Below are 17,869 nucleotides of genomic sequence, written 5' to 3'. Positions count from 1 at the left end.
CGTCAACTCAGACTGCGCGTCGAAAACGTCCCAAGACTGGGATGAACGCGGATAAGAGCAACATGATGGCGAATCCGGCGTCGCCGAAACGCGAATACACCGTAGGAGCGAGCGCCGGAGGCAGGCGAATGTCGAGAATCCCTTCCTGCCCAAGGGTCAGACGGGCGCCCAAAATGGGGCGTCCAAAGGCGTCGATCATGGTCGATACACCCGTGGGGGTAGCTCGCGCGATGGGCAGGCCCTCCTCGATGGCGCGGTAGGCGGCGATGTTCAGGTGCTGCCAGGGTCCGCTGGTGGCCCCGAACCAGGCGTCGTTGGACACATTCAGCAGCCAGGCGGCCCGGCCGCCGCCGCGGCGCGCGGCCTCCGAGGCGAAGCCCGGGAACAGGGCCTCGTAGCAGATCAGGGGCTGCACGGCCGGCACGCCGTCGGGACGGATCGGCGCCGGCGGCGGCCCCGCCGTGAAGTCCTCGGGCATGTGCACCAGGCTGCGGATCCCGAGCCGGGTGGCGAGATCCCCCAGGGGCAGGAACTCGCCGAAGGGCACCAGGCGGTGCTTGTCGTAGAACCCCGTCACCCGCAGGCCCGGGGCCTCGCGGCGCAGGACCACCAGGCTGTTGAAATAGTCGACCCCGCCCTCCGGGCTGGCCCCCACGCGGTTGGCGCCCATCATCAGGGTCTGGCCGGGCTGGAGGGCGTCGGTCAGGCGGGTGGCGTAGGGGCTGCCGGACGCCAGCAGGTCGTCGATCACGGCCGGCAAGGCGCCCTCGGGCCAGACCACGATGTCGGGGCGGACCTTGGCGGGCCGGGTGGTCAGCGCGACATAGGTGGAGAAGACCATGTCCAGGTTCTCCGGCTTCCACTTCTCCTTCTGGTCGATATTGCCTTGGACGATCCGCACGAGGGGGGCGTCGGCGGCCGTCGGCGGCGCGCCCGACAGCCTCAGGGCGCCGAAGCCGTAGAGGCCGGCCAGGGTCAGGAGGATGGCGACGACGGCGGCGCGGCGGACGCGGCCGGCCTCCCACAGCAGGGCGACGCAGGCGCCCAGGGCCACGGTGATCCAGGAGAGGCCGTAGGTCCCCACGAAGGCGGCGACCTGGGAGGGGGCCGAACCCGCCCGCCAGGCTTCGCCCGGCAGGTCCCAGGGGAAGCCGGTGAGGACATGGCCCCGCAGCCACTCGCACAGGGCCAGGGCGCCGGCGAAGACCAGCACCCGCCAGGGCCCCTTGGCCCCGGAGAGCCGGTAGATCAGGGCCGCCAGGCCCCAGAACAGGGCCAGGCCGCCCGACATCAGCAGCAGGGCGAAGGGGGCCATCCAGCCCTGGTTGGCGGCGTCCACCAGGAAGGGTTCGGTGATCCAGTGGGTTCCAACGGCGAAATAGCCCACCCCGGCCAGCCAGCCGCGGAAGAAGGCCGAACGGCGGGGCCGCGGGCCGTCGGTCTCCGCCAGCCACATCATCAGGCCATAGGCCGCGACGCCGAGGATCAGGCCGAAGGGCGGATGGGCCAGGCCGGCGCCGACGCCGGCGCCCACCGCCAGGATCCGCGCGCGCCAGGCCGGCGACAGGGGGAGCCTCAAATGATGATGTCCGGCTCGGGCAGACGGCGCACCCGCACCCGCTTGACCCGCCGGGGGTCGGCGTCGGTGACCTGGAACTCGAAGCCCCCCGAATGGGCGATCACCTCACCCCGCTGCGGCACGCGGCCGGCAAGCGCGGTGACCAGGCCGGCCACGGTGTCGATCTCCTCCTCGAGGTCGGGCGGGGCCAGCTCGGCGCCCAGCGCGGCCTCCAGTTCCTCCAGCGGCGCGCGGGCGTCGGCCTCGAAGACCCCGCCCGGACGGGCCACGACCCCGGCCGCCTGGGCCTCGTCATGCTCGTCGTCGATCTCGCCCACCACCGCCTCGACCAGGTCCTCGAGGGTCACCAGGCCGTCGGTGCCGCCGAACTCGTCGATCACCAGGGCCATGTGGATGCGGCTGGTCTGCATGCGCAGCAGCAGGTCGGCGGCGCGCATGGAGGCCGGAACGTAGAGGGCGTCGCGGCGCACCCTCTGCAGGATGGCGGCGGTGGGACCCGGCGGCTTGCCGCCCTTGGGCTTGGGGCCTGCCAGCAGCTTGAAGACATCCTTCACGTGGACCACGCCGACCGGATCGTCGAGGGTCTCGCGATAGATGGGCATGCGGCTGTGCTCGGCCTCGACGAACCGCTCGATCACCCCGGCGAAGGGCGTGGTGAGCTCCACGGCGACGATGTCGGCCCGCGGGGTCATGACGTCCTCGACCCGCAGGGTCTGGAAGGCCTGGGCCTGATCGACCATCCGGTCGCCCACCAGATCGACCGGAGCCGCCGGCGGCTCCATGCCGCCCGTGCCGCGCAGTCGTCTCAGGAAGGCCCTGAAGCCGCGGCTCTTGCGCGCGGCCACGGGCGGGTCTTCGGAACTAGCCATCGTCTCCCTGTTCGGCGCCGTAGGGATCAGGCGCACCCAGACCGGCCATGACGACGCGCTCCAGACCTTCCATGTCCTCGGCGTCGGCGTCGTTTTCGTGATCGTACCCTACAAGATGCAGCACCCCGTGCGCCACAAGGTGTTGCAGATGGTGGGCCAGGGTCTTGCCCTGCTCGGCGGCCTCGCGCACGCAGACCCCGTGGGCGAGCGCGATGTCGCCCAGGTGGTCCCCGGGAGTCTCCGGCGCCGGGAAGGACAGCACATTGGTGGGGCCGTCCTTGCCCCGGAAGCGCAGGTTCAGGTCCTGGACGCCGGCGTCGTCGGTGAGCAGCACCACCACCGCTCCCTCCCGCTGGGCGGCGGCCAGGGCGGCGGTCGCGGCCGCCGTCACCAGGGCCTCGATGTCGCGCAGGTCGCGGCTCCAGGCCTCGTCCTCGATCTCGACGTCGATCAAATGGAGCGTCCGCGCTTGGCGGCGTCGGCGTCATAGGCCCGCACGATGCGCTCCACCATGGGATGGCGCACCACGTCCTCGACGGTGAAGCGGTTAACCCCCACCCCCTTGACGCCCTCCAGCAGGCCGACGGCGTGGGCCAGTCCGGAATCGGCGGCGTTCACCAGGTCGATCTGGCTCGGGTCGCCGGTCACCGCCATGCGCGAGCCCTCCCCCAGCCGGGTCAGCACCATCTTCATCTGCAGGCGGGTGGTGTTCTGGGCCTCGTCGACGATGACGAAGGCGTGGTTCAGCGTTCGGCCCCGCAGGAAGGCGATGGGCGCGACCTCGATCTCGCCCTTCTCGCGCCGGCGCTTGAACTGGTCGGCGCCCAGGATGTCGGTCAGCGCCTCCCAGACCGGCGCCATGTAGGGGTCGACCTTTTCCGACAGGTCGCCGGGCAGGAAGCCGAGGCGCTCGCCGGCCTCCACCGCCGGGCGGCTGACGATCAGGCGCTCCACCTCGCCGCGCAGCAGCATGCCGGCGCCATGGGCCACGGCCAGGAAGGTCTTGCCGGTGCCGGCGGGACCCAGGCCGAAGACCAGTTCGCAGGCCGCGAGCGCCTGGAGATAGCGGGCCTGGCCCGGCGTCTTGGGCGCCACCTGGCCGCGCTTACCGGTGGGCAGTCCGCCCGGCGCGGCGCCTCGGCCCATCCGGGCCTGGCCTATGGCCACGCGGATGTCGGCCTCGGTGATCTCCAGGCCGGAGTCGGCGCGCTCTGCGATCTGCTCCACCACCCGCTTGGCGGCGGCGCGGGTCTTGGCTTCGCCGGTGATCGACACCCCGCCGCCGGGGGTCTCGACCAGCACATCGAAGGCGTCCTCGATCAGGGCGGCGTGGCGGCTGGCCGCCCCGGCCACCGCGCGGGCGGCCACGTCGGACAGGGGAATGAACTCAGGCGCCTTGCTCACGCGAACTCCAATGCCAGGGATCCGGCCAGGCTCATCTTGGCCGCGCCCTCGATACCGACCGGAACGATCTGGCCGATCAGATGATCCGGGCCGGTGACGTGCACCGCCTGGAGATAGGGACTGCGCCCCGAAAGCTGGCCCGGATGGCGGCCGGCCCGCTCGAACAGCACCGGCAGGGTCGCGCCGACCTGGCTGGCGTTGAAGGCCTTCTGCTGGTCGTCCAGCAGGGCGTTGAGGCGGGCCAGGCGCTCGTCCTTGACCGCCTCGGCCAGCTGGCCCGGCAGGGCGGCGGCCGGCGTGCCCGGACGGCGGGAATATTTGAAGGAGAAGGCGGCGGCGTAGCCGATCTCGGCCACCAGCTGCAGGGTGGCCTCGAAGTCGCTCTCCCGCTCGCCGGGGAAGCCGACGATGAAGTCCCCGGCCATGGCCATGTCGGGCCGCGCCTTGCGAATCCTCTCCACCAGCCGCAGGTAGCTCTCGGCGGTGTGGGCGCGGTTCATGGCCTTCAGCACCCGGTCCGATCCGGCCTGCACCGGCAGGTGCAGATAGGGCATCAGGGCCTCGACCTCGCCATGCGCCTCGATCAGGGCCTCGTCCATGTCGGCGGGGTGGCTGGTGGTGTAGCGGATGCGGTCCAGGCCCTCGATCCTGGCCAACTGGCGGACCAGGGCCGCCAGGCCGCCCTTCCCGCCGTAGGCGTTGACGTTCTGGCCCAGCAGGGTGACCTCGCGCACGCCCTGGCCGGCCAGGTCCCGGGCCTCGGCCAGGATCGCCGCGGCGGGCCGGGAGAACTCGGCGCCGCGGGTATAGGGCACCACGCAGAAGGTGCAGAACTTGTCGCAACCCTCCTGGACGGTGAGGAAGGCGGTGACGCCGGCGGCCTTCCGCTCCGACCCCAGGCGGTCGAACTTGGCCTCCGCGGCGAAGTCGGCGGCCAGCCGCTCGCCCTTGGCGCGGTGGGTCCTGGCGATCAGTTCGGGCAGCTGATGATAGGCCTGGGGCCCGATCACCAGGTCCACCGCCGGCTGGCGATGCATGATCTCCCGGCCCTCGGCCTGGGCCACGCAGCCGGCCACGGCGATGGTCATGGAGAGGCCCTGGGCCTGGCGGTCCAGCTTCATCTGCTTGATGTAGCCGAGCTCGGAATAGACCTTCTCGGTGGCCTTCTCGCGGATGTGGCAGGTGTTGAGCACCACCAGGTCGGCGTCCTCGGGACGCTGCGCCATGGCGTAGCCCAGCGGACGCAGGATGTCGGCCATCCGCTCGCTGTCATAGACGTTCATCTGACAGCCATAGGTCTTGATGAAGAGGCGCCGGGCGGGCGCGGGGACGGTCATGGGGCGCAAGGCTCCGGTCAGTCCTCGACCGGAACGCCGTAGAGCTCCAGCCGGTGATCCACCAGCCGGTAGCCGAGCTTGCGGGCGATGGCCTCCTGCAGGGCCTCGATCTCGTCGTCGACGAACTCGATGACCTTGCCCGACTTCATGTCGATGAGGTGGTCGTGGTGGACCTCGGTGGCTTCCTCGTAGCGCGAGCGGCCGTCGCGGAAGTCGTGCCGGGCGATGATCCCGGCCTCCTCGAACAGGCGGACCGTCCGATAGACCGTGGCGATGGAGATGTGCGGGTCCACCTGGTGGGACCGGCGATAGAGCTCCTCCACGTCCGGGTGGTCATGGGCGGCCGAGAGCACGCGCGCGATGACGCGGCGCTGCTCGGTCATGCGCATGCCCTTTTCGATGCAGAGATTCTCGATCCGGTCCAAGAACCGACTCCTGATTGCCGACTAGCCGTTAGGATAGGTCTAGAGGGCGCCGCTGTTAAGGTCGAGACGCATGACGACGGCGTCCACATAGACCCCGCCGCCGCGATCATAATAGCTGGGACGCCGGCCGGCCCGGACGAAACCCTGGGTTTCGTAGAGGGCGATGGCCCCGTCATTGTCCACCGCCACCTCCAGGAACATCGCCTGCGCCCCGGCCGCGCGGGCCGCGCCGGCGGCGGCGGTCACCAGGGCGCGGGCGACGCCGCGTCGCCGGGCCTGCGGATCCACCGCCAGGGTCAGGACCTCGGCCTCGCCGGCCAGGGCCCGGCAGAGGATCATGCCCAGGGGCGCCTCGGATTCCACGATCAGGCCGAAGGCGCCGGGACCGCTGGCCAGGTCGGCGATCTCCTCGGGCCCCCAGCCGGGGGTGAAGGCGCGGCGATGGACGGCCGACAGGGCCTCCAGGTCGGCTTGCTGGGCCGGGCGCAGGTTCATGCGGGCAGGTCGCGGCCGCCCGGCAGCTTGGCGTCGGGGGCGCGGAGATAGAGGGGGCGGGGCGGAACCGGGCTGCGGCCGGCGGCGAGACGGCCCACCGCGACGGGATCGGCGTGGTCGGCGGCGATCACCGCGGCGCCGGGCAGGACCTCGGCCAGCAGGGCGGCGCCGGAGCCCACCAGGGTTACGGGTCCGGCCAGTTCCGCCAGGCGGGCGGCGGCGGTTCCCAGCGGCAGGGCGTCGGGGGCGCTGACGGCGACCCCGTCGGCGAAGGCCTGGAGGTAGACCTGGTCACGCTTGGCGTCGACGACGGCCAGGACGGTTCCGCCGAGCGGCTGCGCCAGGGCCTCCAGCACGCCGACTCCCACCACCGGAATAGCGAGCGCCGCCCCCAGGCCCTTGGCGAAGGCCAGGCCGACGCGCAGGCCGGTGAAGGAGCCGGGACCGACGGTGACGCCGACGCGGTCGAGCTGGGAAAAGGCGATCCCCGCCTCCGCCATCACCTGCGCCACCAGCGGGGCGAGCCGCTCCTGATGGCCCCGCGTCATGGGTTCCACGCGGCGCGCCAGGACGCGTCCGCCGTCGAGGACGGCGGCGGAACAGGCGCCGAGGCAGGTGTCGAGGGAAAGGAGGATCAGAGGGTCTGCTCGACCCGGGTCACCTCGGGCACATAGTGCTTGAGCATGTTCTCGACCCCGGCCTTCAGCGTCGCCGAGGAAGAGGGGCAGCCCGAGCAGGCGCCGCGCATGTGCAGCCAGACGACCCCGGTGTCGGGCTCGAAGCGGTTGAACAGGATGTCGCCGCCGTCCTGGGCCACGGCCGGGCGGATGCGAGTGTCCAGCAGGTCCTTGATCTCGGCCACCACCTGGGCGGTGTCGGCGTCATAGACCGCGTCGTCGTCATGGCCGCCGCTTTCGGCGCTGGCCTCGGCGGAGAACAGGGGCTTGCCCGAGGCGAAGTGATCCATGATGGCGGCCAGGACCGGCGCCTTGAGGTGGGCCCAGTCCTGGTCGGGATGCTTGCCGACCGTGACGAAGTCGTGGCCGAAGAAGACCCGCTCCACGCCCTCGATGTCGAACAGCCCCTGGGCCAGGGGCGAAGCCTGCGCCTCCTGCGGGCCGCGAAAATCGCGCGAGCCGTCCGCCAGGACGGTCTGGCCCGGGAGGAACTTCAGGACCTCGGGGTTCGGCGTGGGTTCGGTCTGGATAAACATGGGCCAGATGTGGCGCTAGAACAGGCAATACGCAAGGTTTGGCGAACCCGAACCGGGCCAGGAGCGTTGCAGGCGCGACGAGCCGCCGCATCCCGTGCTCAGCCCGCGATTGAACGGCGGTGGGAAAGGGTGTATCGCGCCGGCCGCACACGGCATCCTGCCGACCAAGGGAACCGCCTTTTCGGTCCCGGAGACTTTGGATGGCTGATCCGGCCAGCGTCGCCGAGGCGACGGAGGATTCGCTGCACGCCCCCCACAAGGACAGCTTCCGCGCCCTGGCGCTGGGGGCCATCGGCGTGGTGTTCGGCGATATCGGCACCAGTCCCCTCTATGCGATGCGCGAGGCGCTGCACCACACCCGCAACACCGTCTCCAACGAGATCGCGGTGCTCGGCGTCGTGTCCCTGGTGACCTGGGCCCTGATCCTGATCGTGACCATCAAGTACGTGGTCTTCCTGATGCGGGCCGACAACAAGGGCGAGGGCGGGACGCTCGCCCTCATGGCCCTGGCCCAGCGCTCGCTCGGCCGACGGTCGACGGCGGTCTTCTTCCTGGGCGTGGTGGGGGCGGCGCTGTTCTACGGCGACGGCATCATCACCCCGGCGGTCTCGGTGCTCTCGGCCATCGAGGGCCTGAAGGACGCGCCGGGCGTCGGCCGCGAGATGGCGCCTCTGGTGGTGCCGATCTCGGCCGGCATCCTGGTGGCCCTGTTCATGGTCCAGGCCAAGGGCACGGCCGGCATCGCCAAGTTCTTCGGGCCGATCACAGCCCTGTGGTTCCTGGTCCTGGCCGGGCTGGGAATCTACCACATCGCCGACGACCTCTCGATCGTCCGCGCCCTGCTGCCCCACTACGGGGTCATCTTCCTGTGGGACAACGGCCTGCTGGGCTTCATCATCCTGGGCAGCGTCTTCCTGGCGGTGACCGGGGCCGAGGCGCTCTATGCCGACATGGGCCACTTCGGGAAAAAGCCCATCCAGGCCGCATGGATCATCCTGGTCCTGCCGGCCCTGCTGCTGAATTATCTGGGCCAGGGCGCCCTGGTGCTGGCCAATCCGGCGGCGCGGTCCAACCCCTTCTTCGAGATGATCCCGGAGGTCATCTATTGGCCGGTGCTGCTGCTGGCCACGGCGGCCACGGTCATCGCCTCGCAGGCGGTGATCACCGGCGCCTTCTCCATGACCCAGCAGGCGGTTCAGCTCGGGCTCTTCCCGCGCATCGACATCCGCCGGACCAGCGAGACCCAGGCCGGCCAGATCTATGTGCCGCAGGTCAACACCATTCTGATGATCGGCGTGCTGGTGCTGCTGTTCACCTTCCGCAACTCGTCGAACCTGGCCGCGGCCTACGGCATCGCGGTCACCGGGGCGATGTTCGTCGACACCCTGCTGTTCTTCGTGATCATCAAGCACATGTGGAAACGGCCGACCTGGCAGGCCTGGCTGGCCGCCCTGGGCTTCGGCGCGCTCGACGTCACCTTCATCTCCTCGAACCTGCTGAAGATCCCGCAGGGCGCCTGGCTGCCCCTGGTGCTGGGCCTGGCCCTGGTGGTGATCATGTGGACCTGGACCCGCGGCGCCCAGATCCTCACCGACAAGACACGTCGGGATTCCGTGCCCCTGCTGGAGCTGTCGGAGATCCTCAAGGCCCGCGCCCCGCACCGGGCGCCCGGCACGGCCATCTTCCTGACCTCGGACCCGGACATGGCGCCCGTGGCCCTGATGCACAATCTCAAGCACAACAAGGTGCTGCACGAGAAGAACATCATCCTGACGGTCCACACCGCCGAGACCCCGCGGGTCAAGGAGGAGAACCGGGTGCAGATCGAGCCGATCAACGACGACTTCAAAAAAGTCACGATAAGATACGGCTTCATGGAGAGTCCGAACCTGCCCAAGGCGCTCGGCCTGTGCCGCAAGCTCGGCCTGAAGTTCGACATCATGGCCACCAGCTTCTTCCTCGGCCGCCGCTCGGTGGTGGCCTCGGCCCAGAGCGGCATGCCGCTCTGGCAGGACAAGCTGTTCATCTTCCTGATGCGCAACGCCGCCAACCCCACCGACTTCTACAAGATTCCTCCCGGCCGCGTGGTCGAGCTCGGAACCCAGGTGACCGTCTGATGCTGCTGTCCCTCCTGGGCGACGCCCTCTGGATCATCGCCCTGTCGATCATGGCCTCCACCACCCTCGCCGCCTGGCGGCGGATCGATCCCGAGACCCGGGTGCCGCTGCAGTTCGCGCTGAGCGGCAAGCCGACCTTCCGCCTGAAGCGCAACCTCGCCCTGCTGGCCATCCCGACGGCGGCGTTTTTCCTGGGCCTGGCCCTGGTGGCCTTCAACCGCAACGCGGCGGCCAACATGGACCAGGCGGTGATCCTGTTCGGCGTGCGGGCGACCGCGGCGGCCCTGATCACCATCGGTCACCTGCGATGGCTGAGGGCGGCGCTGGACCTGCTGGAGAGCGAAGGCGCGCTCAAGTCTTGATACGCCGGGCCTTTGGCCCCTATACGCCCGCGACGTCCCCTTCCTGCCGAAAGTCCGCAAGCCCATGTCCGCGCCCGCGCCCGCGATCAAGAAAGTCGTCCTGGCCTATTCCGGCGGCCTCGACACCTCGATCATCCTGAAGTGGCTGCAAACCGAGTACGGGGCGGAGGTCATCACCTTCACCGCCGACCTCGGCCAGGGCGAGGAGCTGGAACCCGCCCGCGCCAAGGCCCTGGCCGCCGGGGTGAAGCCGGAGAACATCTTCATCGAGGACGTGCGCGAGGAGTTCGTCCGCGACTTCGTCTTCCCGATGTTCCGCGCCAACACCGTCTATGAGGGCCAGTACCTGCTGGGCACCTCCATCGCCCGGCCGCTGATCGCCCAGAAGCAGATCGAGATCGCCCGCAAGATGGGGGCCGACGCCGTCAGCCACGGCTCCACCGGCAAGGGCAATGACCAGGTCCGCTACGAGGTGGCCTATTACGCCCTGGAGCCGGACATCCACGTCATCGCGCCGTGGCGGGAGTGGGACTTCAAGTCCCGCGAGGCCCTGCTGGACTTCGCCGAGAAGCATCAGATCCAGATCGCCAAGGACAAGCGCGGCGAGGCGCCCTTCAGCGTCGACGCCAACCTGCTGCACTCCTCCTCCGAGGGGAAGGTGCTGGAGGACCCGGCGGTCGAGGCGCCCGAGTTCGTCTATATGCGCACGATCGCCCCGGAGGACGCGCCGGACAAGGCCGCCGTCTTCACGATGGACTTCGAGAAGGGCGATCCCGTCGCCATCGACGGGGTGGCCATGAGCCCGGCGACCCTGCTCACCAAGCTCAACGAACTGGGCCACGCCAACGGGATCGGTCGGCTGGACCTGGTGGAGAACCGCTATGTCGGCATGAAGTCGCGCGGCGTCTACGAGACCCCCGGCGGGACCATCCTGCTGGCCGCCCACCGGGGCATCGAGTCCATCACCCTGGACCGCGGCTCCATGCACCTGAAGGACGAGCTGATGCCGCGCTATGCGGAGCTCATCTACAACGGCTTCTGGTTCACCCCCGAGCGCGAGATGCTGCAGGCGGCCATCGATCACAGCCAGGCCATGGTCAACGGCCAGGTGCGGATCAAGCTCTACAAGGGCAATGTCACCGTCATCGGCCGCTCCAGCCCCTACTCCCTCTACGACCAGGACCTGGTCACCTTCGAGGAGGGCAAGGTCGCCTACGACCACAACGACGCCTCGGGCTTCATCAAGCTCAACGCCCTGCGCCTGCGGGTCGCCGCCAAGCGGGACAAGCGCGTCAGGGGCTGAGGCTATGAAGTGGGCGCTGAACCGGCGCGCCGTGCGGGTGAAGTCTGCCTCTTAGTATTGCCGGGGACTATTGCTCCAGTCAGAATAAAGGCTTCGGCGACAAGTTGAAGGGTCTCGCCCACCGGCGCTTTGCCTATTCCATTCCAAATTTTTGAGATTAGCTTCCCTGAAACCGTACCCCTGTCCTGAAGCAGCAAGCCCGGCATTCGGTCCAAGACAATGGCGTTAAACGCATCAGCCGCGGCAAGGTCGAATGCCATCAGCGGAGAACCCGGCTCCCAGTTATTGTACAGCCGGTCCTCCGCAAGGGTGCCGTCCACTTTGGCTTGCACAAGCACCGCGGAAAAAATCAGCCCGAGCGCTCGCTGCTTCTTTTCCCGTCGATCAACGACGTTGAAGACGAAAGCACCAAGCAGATAGGCATGCACTAGGCTGTTCACGTAAAGGCGGAGAATGTCATCGGGGTCGTTGAAGCTGGTCTTCGTAGCCTCGATCCTTGCACACACCCACGCCGCCGCAGTATCCGCGCCAACATCCAACATCGGTAGGCCCAGGTAGGGCATCCCCAACTTGATCTGCTGGACGGTAGCGAAGTCCGGAAAATTCTGCTGAACGTGCATAAGCTCGTGCACGACGAAGAGGTTGATGGAGACTTGGGCCATACGGACCGTTTCAGGTCCGCGGCTCAGACCGGCTTCCGCAGCAAGCCGCTCGGCGCGTTCCATTATGTCGGAGAGGGTCGCGGCCCGGAACTTGATCGTCTTTGCCTGCTCGTCAAGTTCGAACGCTGACGCGCCCGGCGTTCCGCTAATGCCTATGGCAGTTCTGTCTATCAGCGTGGAAAGACTCATCAAGCAGGCTGGAAGGCTCTCGCTTCGCGCCAAGCCGCTTAGCGTCGACCGAACTTCTTCGACCGCCCGCCCCAGCTCCGCCTCTTCGCGGATGAACTTGGCCATCCCAGACTCCCTTAATCTTAATCACGGTTTACCGGGTGGAGCTGCACTGTCAAGGACGAAGGGGTGCTTTGGTACCCTTAGCATCACCTCAAAGCGGCGGTTGGCGGCCGCAGAGACCCCCACTTGGCGGCCCGCGATGAAGTTATTAACCATAACTTTACCAAGCCCGTTGCATTGAAGGAACAAATAGGGGTACTAGTCGGATGCTAGGGTAACCTAAGCAACCGCCAAAGCGGCAAGGGTGTAGGACATGCTGGAGAAACACGGCGAGCGCCAAAATGGCGTTGGCGACATACAAACACGCGTCGAAATCGACGAATCGCAGAACGACAATGTCGTTGCTTTAGATTCGGCTGCCCAATCTCGGCAGTGGACAATCAAGGGCATATCCCCCGACGCAGTGGCCGTTAGTCGAGAGGCCGCCAGACGTAGTGGGATGAAGCTGAACTCGTGGGTTGGTAACGCCCTGCAAAGGGCTGCAGAATCGGAACGATCTATCGAACCCGATTCTGAGGAGGCTTGGGCCAAAAAGGTGGAAGAACTCGAAGGGTATATAAAGCTCGAGTTTGAAAAGCTGAGAGCTCAGGGAACTCAGATTGAAAGCACGATCAACAGCATTAGCTCGATTTTGCTTAAGCTTTCAGTGAAGAACGATTTAATTTGATCTGTTAAGGCACTGCCTAAGGGTCAACTCCTATTTCTATGGAATTTGCCATGGGTGCTGACAACAACGTGCGCAAGCTATGTTGCGTGATATAAGTTGACTTGGACGCCCGCCCCTGAAGAGGCGGGCGTTTGCATTTGGACTGAACTCAGGGCGCGGGGCGCACGACGCGGGGGCCCAGGTTCTCCATCACCGCGCGGGCGTCGAAGGCGTGGGTGTCGCCCTCGGGCTTGGCGCCCCTGCGCATGACGATCTCGGCGGTGGCCTCGAAGCGCTCCACCGTGCGGACGTCCATGCGGTCGGCCCAGAAGGGGTCTCCGTAGAAGGGGTCCCAGGAGCGCCAGCCGTAACCCGCGCCGTAATAGCGCCAGGAGGGCCGCCAGAAGCCGTAACGCGGGCCGTACCAGGGCCGGTAGAAGGGATCGGGCTCGACATAGGTCCGCGCGTCGCGGTCGGTCTGGCGCTCCACCACGGTGAACCAGTCATAGCCCTGGGCCACGGTGAGTTCGGCGGCGCGGTAGAGCAGGTAGCCCTCCACCGTCTCGCGGGAGGTCAGGCTGTTGCCGGAGAAGGTGACGCGGAAGCGGTCGGCCTCCAGGCGCACCTCGGAGAAGCCGCCCCTGACCTGCTGGCCGGGAATATTGGGCTGGTAGGGGGTGGCGGTGGCGCAGGCGCCGAGCGTGGCCAGGACGACAAGACTGGCGGCTAGGGCGGCGGAACGGCGTTTCATGACGAGGCACCAGGTTGTTCGGGCGGACAGTCCAGCCGAACACATGGGCTTTATTTTGGTTGCGGCCAAGTCTCTGGCGCCGAACCTGGGGCCGGAAAAAGTCGGCGCGCGCTTGCCTTGAATCAAGCGCGCGCCAGTCGAATCCTCGGGGGGAGGAAAGCCGGACCCGGGGCGGGGGACGCCGCCGGGCTAGAGCCTGTCGGCTTCAGATGGACTCATCTGAAACGGATAAACAGGCTCGGTCTTTGTATGTTTAGGTCAGGCCGGGATCAGAATTCCTCCCAGTCCTGGGTCTTCTGTTGGGCCGAAGCGCCGCCGCCGAAGTTGGCGCGGATCTTCTCGGCCATGCGCCGCGGCGGGGAGGCCGCGGGACGCGAGTCCGCGCCGGCGATGCGCGGACGGTTCGGCGCGCGGGCGGCTTGGCGCGGCGGCGCATTCTCGGCGCCGGTGCGGAAGTCGCCCATCAGGCGGCGAAGCTCGCTGGCCTCGTCGTTCAGGGCGTGGGCGGCGGCGGTGGACTGCTCCACCATGGCCGCGTTCTGCTGGGTCACCTGGTCCATCTTGTTGACCGCGGCATTGACCTCGTTGAGGCCGGTGGCCTGTTCCTTGGCCGAGGCGGCGATCTCGCCCACCAGGCCGTCGATCTCGTCGACCTGGGCCACCAGCATTTCCAGGGCCTGGCCGGTCTTGCCCACCAGTTGCACGCCCGAGCCCACCTGGGTGGAGGAGGCGCTGATCAGGGCCTTGATCTCCTTGGCCGCCTCGGCCGAGCGCTGGGCGAGCGCGCGGACCTCGGAGGCGACGACGGCGAAGCCCTTGCCGGCCTCCCCGGCGCGGGCGGCCTCGACCCCGGCGTTGAGCGCCAGGAGGTTGGTCTGGAAGGCGATCTCGTCGATCACGCCGATGATCTGGCTGATCTGGGTGGAGGAGCGTTCGATCTCGCCCATGGCCAGGACGGCCTGGCGGACGATCTCGCCGCCGTCGGCCGCGCCGGTCTTGGCGGTCTGCACCACCTGCCGGGCGTGACCGGCGCCTTCCGCGGACTTCTTCACCGTGGCGGTGATCTCGTCCAGGGCCGCGGCGGTCTCTTCCAGGCTGGCGGCCTGCTGCTCGGTGCGGCGCGACAGGTCGTCGGAGGCCCCGGCGATCTCCTCGGCGCTGGAGCCGATCTGCGAGCTGGTGGCGACGATGACCTGCATCGCCTCCCGCAGCTTGTCGACGGCGGCGTTGAAGTCGGAGCGCAGGGCTTCGTATTCCTCGGGGAAGGCCTGGTCGATGGCGTGGGTCAGGTCGCCCTGGGACAGGCGCGAGAGGCCGTTGGCCAGGGTGCTGACCACGGCGGCCTGGGCGGCCTGGGTCTCGGCGCGTTCCTTTTCGGCCTGGGTGCGGGTGGCCTCCTCGCGGGCCGCCATCGTCTCCTGCTCCTCACGCATGGTGGCCAGTCGGAGCTGGTTGTCGCGGAAGACCCCCAGGGAGCCGACGATGGCGCCCAGTTCGTCGCCGCGGGCGATCTTGTCCAGGTCCTGGTTATTGTCCCCGGCGGCCAGCTTCTCGGTGGCGCTGGCGATGCCCTGGATGGCGCGCTTGACCCCCAGGATGGCGCCGATGGAGATGCCGGCGACCGCCAGCATGGTGATGAGCGCCCCGCCCATGGCCACCTGGCCGCTGAGGGTGGCCTGGGCCGCGCTGGCCTTGGCGTGCGCCTTGGCGGCGGCCTGGACCTTGGCGGTGGCGCCGTCCAGGGTCTGGGTCATGCGGTTGTACTGGACTTCGAAGGGCTCGACGAAGGCCGCGGCGGTGGCGAAGTCGATGCCCAGCATGGAGCCCACGACCTCGATGCCGCCGCGATAGTCGGTGAGATCCTTGATCAGGGCGTCGAAGGTCTTGCGCTCGTCGGCGGGCATCTTGCCCTTCACCTGGACCAGCTCGGCCTTGATGGCGTCGACGTCGCTCATCAGCTTCTGCAGCTGGGCGGTGGCGTCGATCCCCGGCGTGGCGGCCGTGTGGGTCATCAGCAGGTAGAGGTCGCCGTGCACCGAGGTGATGCGCTTGGAGATGCGCGCCAGGTCCAGGCTGACGGCCATGTCCTCGCTGACGATGCGGTCAATGGCCTTGGTCTGTTGCTGCTGGCTCCACAGGGCCCCGCCAGCCACCAAGGCCAGCATGAGCACGGCGAAGGCAGGAGCGAACGCCATCTTCACGACGAGTGAGAGGTCGGCGAGGCGGAAGGTCTTCATCTCATATCTCCGAAGGAAGGTTGACCCCGCGGCGGCGCCGCGGGGTCGGCCTCAGGTCACCAGCTCTTGCTGATGGAGAACATCACCCGGCGTTCGGCTTCGAGGCCGCGGGTCTGCTTCTGGCGTTCGTTCAGCAGGTTCTGGCCGGCCAGCGCCAGGGTGACGCCGTTGGCGGCGCGGTAGCCGACCCGGCTCGACAGGCTGGCATAGGCCTCGACCGGCTTCAGGGCGCCGTTGACGATGTCATAGAACTGATAGTCGCCGACATAGTGGAGATTGGCGTCGACCTCCCAGGGACCCCGGCTCCAGTCCATGCCGACATTGCCGCGGCCCGAGGGCGTGGTCTGGGCGAAGGCCACATAGCGGGCCGTCGGGTTGATCCCGGCGAAGGGCGAGTCCTTCACGTCGGTCCAGGTGTAGTCCGCCCGCCAGCCGAAGCCGCCCGAGAGCTTGCCGGAGGCCGAGACCTCGGCGCCCTTGAGCTTGGAGTCGGCGGCGTTGATGTAGGTGGCCGCGCCGTTGGTGGTGGCGGTGGGCATGATGTCCAGGCCGGCCGTCGAGATGGCGCTCTTCAGATCCTTCCAGTCCTGGGCGAACAGGCGGAAGCCCAGCTTGCCCTTGATGGCGGCGACGTCGCGATCGTAGGCGAACTCATAGTTGGTGACGATCGACGGCTTGAGGTTGGGATTGCCGATCAGGTCGATGGTGAAGCCCGGCGCCAGGGCGATGGGAAGCTGGATGCCGCCCATCTCGATCAGGCTGGGCGCCTGGATGCCGCGGCCGTAGGAGATCCGGAAGGTGTCGGCCTCGGTCGGCCGCCAGGCGGCGGTCAGGTTGGCGCTGGTCTCGGTGATGTCGCGGTCCCACAAGGCGTTGTTGGCCATGGGGGCGCGGGCCACGAAGGTCCCGCTGCGCTCGAGCGACAGCTTGTCGACCCGCACCGCCGCGGTGGTGGTGAGGTGTTCGCTGACGGCCCAATTCCACATGCCCGAGGCCGCCAGCACGTTGTAGCTGACGTCCGCGCCGCCAACGGGGGCGACGTTGAGGGTGTTGTGGCGGAACTCGCCGCCGATCCGGAAGGTGTGGTTGGCGCCGACCTTGAACAGGTCCTGCAGGCTGGCCACCGTGATGGTGTTGTTCCAGTTGATGCCGCCGACCAGAGCGTATTTGGCCTTCAGCTGGTTCTGGTAGACCTGGGCCTGGACCGTGCCGAAGTTGGTGTCGGAGGTCACCGTGGCCTTGGCCGAGGTGGTGATCAGCTTGGTGACCGTGTAGCTGTAGCCGCCGGCCTGGGTGGCCTGCTGGACATTGGCCCAGGCGCCTTCCATGCGCAGCTCGGTCTTGGGGGCCAGCTGGGCCACCAGGTCGAGATTGGCCGTGACGCTCTTCGGATCGGTCTTCTGGTCGGGGGTCGGCAGGACACCGGTGTTGGCCCACTCGTCCTGGGAGATGGCGCCCCCGGAGAGACGCATCGACACCGCGTCGCTCAGCTTGAAGGTGGTGGCCAGGGAGCCTGAGACGGCGCCATGGGTCCCGCCGCGCAGGGTGGCCACGTCCAGGTCGTCGAACTTCGGATTGTAGGTGATGATGTTGACCACGCCGGACACGGCGTTGAAGCCGAACAGGGCGCTGCCGGGGCCCTTCACCACCTCGATCTGGCGGATCTCGTCGAGCTGGACGGGGATCGTCGCCCAGGCGGTGAGGCCGTAGTGGTCGAGATAGACCTGGCGGCCGTTCACCAGCACCAGCAGGCGCGGCGAGGAGACCTGATTGTAGCCGCGGACGCTGACGTCGGACTGGCCGGCGGCGTGGTTGAGCACGTCGATGCCGGCGGCCCGCTGCAGGATGCCGGGCAGGGTCGTCTCGCCGGAGCGGCGGATCTCGTCGGCCGAGATGATCTGCATGTCGGCCGGGGCTTCGGTGGAGCGCTGCGGCGAGCCGGTGGCCGAGGTGGTGACGGCCTCGCCGAACAGCTCCTGCAGGGAGCCGTAGTCGATGGATTGGGCGTGGGCCGTGGAGGCGGCGAGCGCCAGGCCCGCGGCGGCGCCGGCCAGAAGGAATTGCTTTTTCATGGTGTGTCTTTCTCTGGCTCTCGGGCTCAGATCTCGTGGATCATCATGCGGAAGGCGGCCTTGAAGGTGGCGCCCACGGCGGCGGCGGCCGCCCGGTTGACGGTGA

17 protein-coding genes are annotated in these 17,869 nt (G+C 68.2%); 4 read left to right on the top strand and 13 right to left on the bottom strand.

Going from position 1 to position 17,869, the window contains the following annotated elements; genetic code table 11:
* Positions 1-7: 7 nt before the first annotated feature.
* From lnt to Q7T09_RS00750, 9 genes are read right to left on the bottom strand one after another with little or no spacing between them, the layout of a single operon-like run.
* Positions 8-1,579 carry an apolipoprotein N-acyltransferase gene (gene lnt, locus Q7T09_RS00790; RefSeq protein WP_304697061.1) on the bottom strand — a complete coding sequence of 524 codons (1,572 nt, stop codon included), beginning with the start codon at positions 1,577-1,579 and terminating at the stop codon, positions 8-10.
* Positions 1,576-2,448, bottom strand: coding sequence for a hemolysin family protein (locus Q7T09_RS00785; protein ID WP_304697060.1), 873 nt, complete (start codon positions 2,446-2,448; stop codon positions 1,576-1,578). Before Q7T09_RS00785 ends, lnt begins: the two co-directional genes overlap by 4 nt.
* Positions 2,441-2,902: an rRNA maturation RNase YbeY gene (gene ybeY / locus Q7T09_RS00780; protein ID WP_304697059.1), complete on the bottom strand. Its 462-nt coding sequence runs from the start codon at positions 2,900-2,902 to the stop codon at positions 2,441-2,443. The genes Q7T09_RS00785 and ybeY overlap by 8 nt, the downstream gene beginning before the upstream one ends.
* Complete coding sequence (locus Q7T09_RS00775; RefSeq protein ID WP_304697058.1) at positions 2,899-3,852, bottom strand: PhoH family protein; 954 nt, start codon at positions 3,850-3,852, stop codon at positions 2,899-2,901. Before Q7T09_RS00775 ends, ybeY begins: the two co-directional genes overlap by 4 nt.
* Complete coding sequence (gene miaB, locus Q7T09_RS00770; RefSeq protein WP_304697057.1) at positions 3,849-5,189, bottom strand: tRNA (N6-isopentenyl adenosine(37)-C2)-methylthiotransferase MiaB; 1,341 nt, start codon at positions 5,187-5,189, stop codon at positions 3,849-3,851. The genes Q7T09_RS00775 and miaB overlap by 4 nt, the downstream gene beginning before the upstream one ends.
* A 17-nt stretch (positions 5,190-5,206) precedes the next feature.
* Entirely contained in the window at positions 5,207-5,614 is a 408-nt protein-coding gene (locus Q7T09_RS00765; RefSeq protein ID WP_304697056.1) for a Fur family transcriptional regulator, read from the bottom strand.
* Positions 5,615-5,653: 39 nt separating this feature from the next.
* Complete coding sequence (locus Q7T09_RS00760; protein ID WP_304697055.1) at positions 5,654-6,109, bottom strand: GNAT family N-acetyltransferase; 456 nt, start codon at positions 6,107-6,109, stop codon at positions 5,654-5,656.
* Positions 6,106-6,744, bottom strand: coding sequence for a tRNA (adenosine(37)-N6)-threonylcarbamoyltransferase complex dimerization subunit type 1 TsaB (gene tsaB / locus Q7T09_RS00755; RefSeq protein WP_304697072.1), 639 nt, complete (start codon positions 6,742-6,744; stop codon positions 6,106-6,108). Before tsaB ends, Q7T09_RS00760 begins: the two co-directional genes overlap by 4 nt.
* On the bottom strand, positions 6,744-7,322 hold the full coding sequence (locus Q7T09_RS00750) for a NifU family protein (RefSeq protein ID WP_304697054.1): 579 nt from the start codon (positions 7,320-7,322) through the stop codon (positions 6,744-6,746). The genes tsaB and Q7T09_RS00750 overlap by 1 nt, the downstream gene beginning before the upstream one ends.
* Positions 7,323-7,522: 200 nt before the next feature.
* On the opposite strand from Q7T09_RS00750, the gene Q7T09_RS00745 reads away from it, so the two are divergent.
* From Q7T09_RS00745 to Q7T09_RS00735, 3 genes are all read left to right on the top strand, one after another.
* Positions 7,523-9,439, top strand: coding sequence for a potassium transporter Kup (locus tag Q7T09_RS00745; protein ID WP_304697053.1), 1,917 nt, complete (start codon positions 7,523-7,525; stop codon positions 9,437-9,439).
* Entirely contained in the window at positions 9,439-9,801 is a 363-nt protein-coding gene (locus Q7T09_RS00740; RefSeq protein WP_304697052.1) for a hypothetical protein, read from the top strand. Before Q7T09_RS00745 ends, Q7T09_RS00740 begins: the two co-directional genes overlap by 1 nt.
* A gap of 64 nt (positions 9,802-9,865) precedes the next feature.
* On the top strand, positions 9,866-11,104 hold the full coding sequence (locus tag Q7T09_RS00735) for an argininosuccinate synthase (protein WP_304697051.1): 1,239 nt from the start codon (positions 9,866-9,868) through the stop codon (positions 11,102-11,104).
* A 2-nt stretch (positions 11,105-11,106) separates the two neighbouring features.
* Here the strand turns inward: Q7T09_RS00735 and Q7T09_RS00730 are convergent, their stop codons facing one another.
* The gene (locus Q7T09_RS00730) at positions 11,107-12,060 is read right to left on the bottom strand and encodes a hypothetical protein (protein ID WP_304697050.1); all 954 of its coding nucleotides are present in this window, start codon (positions 12,058-12,060) and stop codon (positions 11,107-11,109) included.
* A gap of 250 nt (positions 12,061-12,310) precedes the next feature.
* Between Q7T09_RS00730 and Q7T09_RS00725 the strand changes: the two genes are divergently transcribed.
* A complete protein-coding gene (locus Q7T09_RS00725; RefSeq protein ID WP_304697049.1) occupies positions 12,311-12,724 on the top strand; it encodes a hypothetical protein in 414 nt (137 codons plus the stop codon).
* Between the two features lie 148 nt (positions 12,725-12,872).
* On the opposite strand, the gene Q7T09_RS00720 is transcribed toward Q7T09_RS00725, so the two are convergent.
* From Q7T09_RS00720 to Q7T09_RS00710, 3 genes are all read right to left on the bottom strand, one after another.
* Positions 12,873-13,454 carry a hypothetical protein gene (locus Q7T09_RS00720; protein ID WP_304697048.1) on the bottom strand — a complete coding sequence of 194 codons (582 nt, stop codon included), beginning with the start codon at positions 13,452-13,454 and terminating at the stop codon, positions 12,873-12,875.
* 269 nt (positions 13,455-13,723) lie between these two features.
* On the bottom strand, positions 13,724-15,691 hold the full coding sequence (locus Q7T09_RS00715; RefSeq protein ID WP_304697047.1) for a methyl-accepting chemotaxis protein: 1,968 nt from the start codon (positions 15,689-15,691) through the stop codon (positions 13,724-13,726).
* 56 nt (positions 15,692-15,747) lie between these two features.
* Positions 15,748-17,763 (bottom strand): TonB-dependent siderophore receptor, encoded by a 2,016-nt coding sequence (locus Q7T09_RS00710; protein ID WP_304697046.1) that lies wholly within the window; start codon positions 17,761-17,763, stop codon positions 15,748-15,750.
* Between the last annotated feature and the right edge of the window lie 106 nt (positions 17,764-17,869).

The sequence above is a fragment of the Phenylobacterium sp. genome (assembly GCF_030645195.1).
Classification (GTDB): domain Bacteria; phylum Pseudomonadota; class Alphaproteobacteria; order Caulobacterales; family Caulobacteraceae; genus Phenylobacterium.
Note: the sequence above shows the minus strand (reverse complement) of the source record. Positions and strands in the feature narration are given on the sequence as shown.

What these genes read in the sequence shown, in the direction of transcription:
- Q7T09_RS00785 (WP_304697060.1), bottom strand. Translation starts at nt 2,448, where the DNA reads ATGGCTAGTTCCGAAGACCCGCCCGTGGCCGCGCGCAAGAGCCGCGGC.
- miaB (WP_304697057.1), bottom strand. Translation starts at nt 5,189, where the DNA reads ATGACCGTCCCCGCGCCCGCCCGGCGCCTCTTCATCAAGACCTATGGC.
- Q7T09_RS00760 (WP_304697055.1), bottom strand. Translation starts at nt 6,109, where the DNA reads ATGAACCTGCGCCCGGCCCAGCAAGCCGACCTGGAGGCCCTGTCGGCC.
- Q7T09_RS00750 (WP_304697054.1), bottom strand. Translation starts at nt 7,322, where the DNA reads ATGTTTATCCAGACCGAACCCACGCCGAACCCCGAGGTCCTGAAGTTC.
- Q7T09_RS00745 (WP_304697053.1), top strand. Translation starts at nt 7,523, where the DNA reads ATGGCTGATCCGGCCAGCGTCGCCGAGGCGACGGAGGATTCGCTGCAC.
- Q7T09_RS00740 (WP_304697052.1), top strand. Translation starts at nt 9,439, where the DNA reads ATGCTGCTGTCCCTCCTGGGCGACGCCCTCTGGATCATCGCCCTGTCG.
- Q7T09_RS00735 (WP_304697051.1), top strand. Translation starts at nt 9,866, where the DNA reads ATGTCCGCGCCCGCGCCCGCGATCAAGAAAGTCGTCCTGGCCTATTCC.
- Q7T09_RS00730 (WP_304697050.1), bottom strand. Translation starts at nt 12,060, where the DNA reads ATGGCCAAGTTCATCCGCGAAGAGGCGGAGCTGGGGCGGGCGGTCGAA.
- Q7T09_RS00725 (WP_304697049.1), top strand. Translation starts at nt 12,311, where the DNA reads ATGCTGGAGAAACACGGCGAGCGCCAAAATGGCGTTGGCGACATACAA.
- Q7T09_RS00720 (WP_304697048.1), bottom strand. Translation starts at nt 13,454, where the DNA reads ATGAAACGCCGTTCCGCCGCCCTAGCCGCCAGTCTTGTCGTCCTGGCC.
- Q7T09_RS00715 (WP_304697047.1), bottom strand. Translation starts at nt 15,691, where the DNA reads ATGAAGACCTTCCGCCTCGCCGACCTCTCACTCGTCGTGAAGATGGCG.
- Q7T09_RS00710 (WP_304697046.1), bottom strand. Translation starts at nt 17,763, where the DNA reads ATGAAAAAGCAATTCCTTCTGGCCGGCGCCGCCGCGGGCCTGGCGCTC.